Here is a 3,705-nt window from a genome sequence, read left to right on the forward strand (position 1 = left end):
CCTGGCAATGAATATGGAAAGAGTTTTTACCCAGATCGATACCAATGAGCGCAATGTTTTCCATGATAGTTCTCCGAATGAAAGCCTGTCCTCAGCATAATACCGGGAAGGAGGGAGTGACCATCTCATTAAATAAAGCACGCTAAGCGTGCGTGGAGGCTGGCACCCAGCGGTACAGCGTCGGAATGGACACGCCGAGGTTCTTGGCCACGTCCTTGGGCGGCACCCCGCTGGCCAGCAGCTTCTTGGCCGACTCGATCTTGCTGTCGGTCATCTTCGGCTTGCGGCCGCCTTTGCGGCCGAGCTGCTTGGCGACTTCCAGCCCGGCGCGGGTGCGCTCGACGGTCAGCTCGCGCTCCATTTCGGCAAGGCTCGCCATGACGTGGAAGAAGAACCGCCCGGATGGTGTGCCGGTGTCGATGGAGTCGGTGAGGCTCCTGAACTGGACACCGTGCTTGTGCAGATCGCCGACCAGATCGACCAGTTGCTTGACCGACCGGCCCAGCCGGTCGAGCTTCCAGACGACCAAAGTATCGCCTTCGCGCAGCATTTCGAGCGTCTTGGCCAAGCCAGGCCGGTCTGCCCGCGTGCCACTCACCTTGTCCTCGAAGACCTTTTTACATCCGGCCTTGCTCAAGGCTTCGCGTTGCAGCTCCAGGTTCTGATCCTGCGTCGAGACGCGCGCATAGCCAATCAACATGGCTTGTCTCGCGCCCGGTCGATGCGTTCCTGCATCGCCTGCATCACTTCTTCGTGGGTGTACGATCTGGCGTTGGCGTCGGTGGCTTGCCGCAGGGCTTCCTCAACCTCGCGCGTCATCCGCTCGTAATCCTCCGGCCACAGCGCTTGCTCCATGCGCAGCGACGCCTGACCCAGCAGGTGCAGCAGGCTGAACAGCCGCATGTCGTTGGTGGCGACGATGCGCTCCCGAATCTGCTCCTGAATAGCTTCGCTAGCCCGATGCGCTTGTGGTGTGGCAGTCCCCTCGTAGTCAGCGGGGAATTCCGCTTCCTCGGCAATCCTTGCCCAGGCGCTGGCCAGCGCCTCGATGGTTGACGTGCTCATTTCCGCCGCTCCTGTGCTCTTTGGCGAATCAACCGGCCAAGGGGCCTCGACGCGAAAACCAGCAGCATCACGCCTATCGGATACCAGGTCGAGAAGACCACCAAGGCATCGAAGGCTGGCCGTCCGGTGTTGGTAGGCAGTACGGCGGTCACAGCCATCAACCCGCCGACCGTCCAGATGATGCGCCACACGTAGGGCATCACGCGGGGCACGTAGCCGTCATCGAAAGCGGTCTGGTAGTAGCGGCGCAGGCCGCGCTCGGCAAGCGCCTGGCGCTGCCGCTCCGACAGCGCATCCGTCCGGCCATACCAGCGCCGGAATGGTGGACAGCGCAGCAGCAAAGGGGTGAAGAGGATCATCACCGCCACGATCGCGACACCCCACGCCATGACGGCGCCGGCATCGGGCCGCTTGGCGTTCTCGATCACGGGCGCGAAGACGCCCGGAGCACCGATCATCCAGAACAGCGCAATGTGCTGATGGAAGGAGAGCTTCATTTGCTCATCCACTTGCGCAGCAGGCGCTTTTTCAGGGAGGCGCGTTCTTGCGGGTTGCGTCCCTTGTGATTGGCGATGCGATCCGCCGTGGCGGCCTGGCGCTTGACGGGCCAGTAGGAGCGGCCATCCTTGCCCATCGACCAGACGCTGCTGGCCTGGTTTTCCAGCAGGGGCAGATGGGCGCTCAGGGCTTCGGGCGACGCGCTGGTCAGCGCCGTGCGCTCACGGGTGCGCCAGCGCTGATGCCAGAGCTTCTTGTCCTCGCGCTCGCTGCCGCAGGTCGTGTGCCCGACGATGGGTGTTTTGCGGCGGCTGCGGCTCATAACGTAGTGGTCTCCAAGAACATTCAGGACTGATCCCAGGCGTCGATGGTCAAGACCTGATCGGCAGGACAGGCGGCTACGCGGTCGGGAACTGGATGGTGTTCAGTCTCATGCCGACCCCATTCGATTGATCGCGTCGCTTGCGGCACGCTGCGACGCAAGGAGGTTTGCGACCTGGTTTAGCAGCCGTGTCCGCTGCATGTCTGTTACCTATCTCCCCGACCGCTCATTGGACCAACTCCAGAGATTGGGCTCTATCGCTCAGCCAATACGAAACCGGCATTGGCTGATGCCACAACCGAGACTAACACAAATGGCTCGGTACCTGTATTTCGCGCCCCGTGCACTTGGCCCGGTCTTGCCACGGCTATCTCACCTTCCCTGAGGGCACGAACAATCCCATTGCCCTGAAAGTAATCAGCCATTCCCGACAAAACAGTCCACGTGTCTTGGCCGTGAGGATGAATGTGAGCCGCAATTTCCTGCCCGGGATGGACATGCCAAACCACGATAATTGAGTCTCGGGTTTCAAGCACAACGGAACGAATAGGCTCGCCTTCGGACGGCTGAACATACTCGGCTACAGAAAATATTCTCGATTCAACAGTCATCGGAGATCCCTCTTTCACAGTGCCCCCAGAGAGGCTGGATATGAGTTCTAACTCGAATTTGAACGGGAGGCTGGTCGTGCGGTCGTGCAGTTGCCGATGAGCGTGTCGGCTGCTGCCTCCTTGCCCACCAGCGAACTCACGTCCGTTGCGGCCATCCAGAAGGTCTTGCCCGAGCGCGGCTCATAGGTCGCGGGATCGAACACGCCAGAGGGGCCGAACATCGGCGGCTTGATTGGTCATGGCTCCATGCCTTTGTCGTTACGGTCTTCATCGTCGGCATCCTGACGCACGGCGGGCAATTGCTGGAGCAACGCCGGCAGCCATTCCTGTACCGTCTCCCACACCACATCGAGGTTGATGTCGAAATAGCCGTGAGCCATGCGATTACGCATATTGCGCATGCTGCGCCACGGCACGTCGGCATGCGCCTGGGTGAACTCGACGTAGCCATCCATCACCTTTGTGGCCGCCTCGCCGATGACGATCAGGCTCATGATGACGGCCTGCTGGGTGCGCTTGTCGGCCAAGAAGTCGTCCTTGGCCATCCCTTCCACGAAGCTGCGCGCATCGGTTGCGGCCTGCTGAATGTGGTCGAGGTAATCGGGCAGGCGGTTCTCGCTCATATCGGTTGCGCCTCCGCGAGCACCTTGGCCCGGAACTTCGGCGGCAGGTCGCCGGGAGTCAGCAGATCGACGTCAACGCCGAGCAGCGATTTCAGTTCTTCTTCCAAATCGCCCAAGTCCAACAACGTGGCACCGGGCAGCGCATCGACCAACAGGTCGAGGTCGCTGCCATCCCGGTCGGTGCCATGCAGCACCGAGCCGAAGACGCGCGGGTTCGCGGCGCGAAAGCGGCCTACCGCTTCACGCACTGCGCTTCGCTTCATGTCAAGCACAACAGACGGTCGCATGCGCATCCTTTCTTATCGAAACTCGTTGAGATGATATGCAATCAAGAATAGAATTTCAAGAACTATTTTCGAGAATCGCAATGCCTTGATTCCCGTGCCGCGCCGGTTGCCTTGGCGGGCTTGTCACAAACCTACGTTTTCAAGAAGAAGGAAACCGCATGCCCCGCCGTTCGATCCTCTCCGCCGCCGAGCGCGAAAGCCGGCACTGTTGCAAATAGTCGGTGGTGATAAACTTATCATCCCCTTTTGCTGATGGAGCTGCACATGAACCCATTCAAAGGCCGGCATTTTCAGCGTGA

The 3,705-nt window shown here is 60.5% G+C and carries 8 protein-coding genes; all 8 read right to left on the minus strand.

Features of this window, described 5'->3' with window-relative positions; all coding sequences use genetic code 11:
- A partial coding sequence (locus tag ACNQ0T_RS22995; RefSeq protein WP_225666470.1) for a hypothetical protein occupies positions 1 to 64 on the minus strand: 64 nt, incomplete at its 3' end.
- A 78-nt stretch (positions 65 to 142) separates the two neighbouring features.
- The gene (locus tag ACNQ0T_RS23000) at positions 143 to 700 is read right to left on the minus strand and encodes a recombinase family protein (RefSeq protein WP_003100847.1); all 558 of its coding nucleotides are present in this window, start codon (positions 698 to 700) and stop codon (positions 143 to 145) included.
- Positions 694 to 1,065: a hypothetical protein gene (locus tag ACNQ0T_RS23005; RefSeq protein ID WP_003100853.1), complete on the minus strand. Its 372-nt coding sequence runs from the start codon at positions 1,063 to 1,065 to the stop codon at positions 694 to 696. Before ACNQ0T_RS23005 ends, ACNQ0T_RS23000 begins: the two co-directional genes overlap by 7 nt.
- Entirely contained in the window at positions 1,062 to 1,562 is a 501-nt protein-coding gene (locus ACNQ0T_RS23010; RefSeq protein WP_003100856.1) for a hypothetical protein, read from the minus strand. Before ACNQ0T_RS23010 ends, ACNQ0T_RS23005 begins: the two co-directional genes overlap by 4 nt.
- Complete coding sequence (locus ACNQ0T_RS23015; protein ID WP_003100858.1) at positions 1,559 to 1,885, minus strand: hypothetical protein; 327 nt, start codon at positions 1,883 to 1,885, stop codon at positions 1,559 to 1,561. Before ACNQ0T_RS23015 ends, ACNQ0T_RS23010 begins: the two co-directional genes overlap by 4 nt.
- 254 nt (positions 1,886 to 2,139) lie before the next feature.
- Positions 2,140 to 2,496 (minus strand): cupin domain-containing protein, encoded by a 357-nt coding sequence (locus ACNQ0T_RS23020; RefSeq protein ID WP_000215515.1) that lies wholly within the window; start codon positions 2,494 to 2,496, stop codon positions 2,140 to 2,142.
- Between the two features lie 236 nt (positions 2,497 to 2,732).
- Complete coding sequence (locus tag ACNQ0T_RS23025; protein WP_003100872.1) at positions 2,733 to 3,119, minus strand: DUF86 domain-containing protein; 387 nt, start codon at positions 3,117 to 3,119, stop codon at positions 2,733 to 2,735.
- Positions 3,116 to 3,406, minus strand: coding sequence for a nucleotidyltransferase family protein (locus ACNQ0T_RS23030; RefSeq protein WP_001247892.1), 291 nt, complete (start codon positions 3,404 to 3,406; stop codon positions 3,116 to 3,118). Before ACNQ0T_RS23030 ends, ACNQ0T_RS23025 begins: the two co-directional genes overlap by 4 nt.
- Positions 3,407 to 3,705: the final 299 nt, after the last annotated feature.

It is taken from the genome of Enterobacter cloacae complex sp.6700776, assembly GCF_048284255.1.
Taxonomy (GTDB): Bacteria; Pseudomonadota; Gammaproteobacteria; order Enterobacterales; family Enterobacteriaceae; genus Enterobacter; species Enterobacter intestinihominis.

Bases quoted from the DNA above. Each gene is read 5' to 3' on its own strand.
- ACNQ0T_RS23010 (WP_003100856.1), bottom strand. From the start codon at position 1,562: ATGAAGCTCTCCTTCCATCAGCACATTGCGCTGTTCTGGATGATCGGT.
- ACNQ0T_RS23020 (WP_000215515.1), bottom strand. From the start codon at position 2,496: ATGACTGTTGAATCGAGAATATTTTCTGTAGCCGAGTATGTTCAGCCG.
- ACNQ0T_RS23030 (WP_001247892.1), bottom strand. From the start codon at position 3,406: ATGCGACCGTCTGTTGTGCTTGACATGAAGCGAAGCGCAGTGCGTGAA.
- ACNQ0T_RS23025 (WP_003100872.1), bottom strand. From the start codon at position 3,119: ATGAGCGAGAACCGCCTGCCCGATTACCTCGACCACATTCAGCAGGCC.
- ACNQ0T_RS23005 (WP_003100853.1), bottom strand. From the start codon at position 1,065: ATGAGCACGTCAACCATCGAGGCGCTGGCCAGCGCCTGGGCAAGGATT.
- ACNQ0T_RS23000 (WP_003100847.1), bottom strand. From the start codon at position 700: ATGTTGATTGGCTATGCGCGCGTCTCGACGCAGGATCAGAACCTGGAG.
- ACNQ0T_RS23015 (WP_003100858.1), bottom strand. From the start codon at position 1,885: ATGAGCCGCAGCCGCCGCAAAACACCCATCGTCGGGCACACGACCTGC.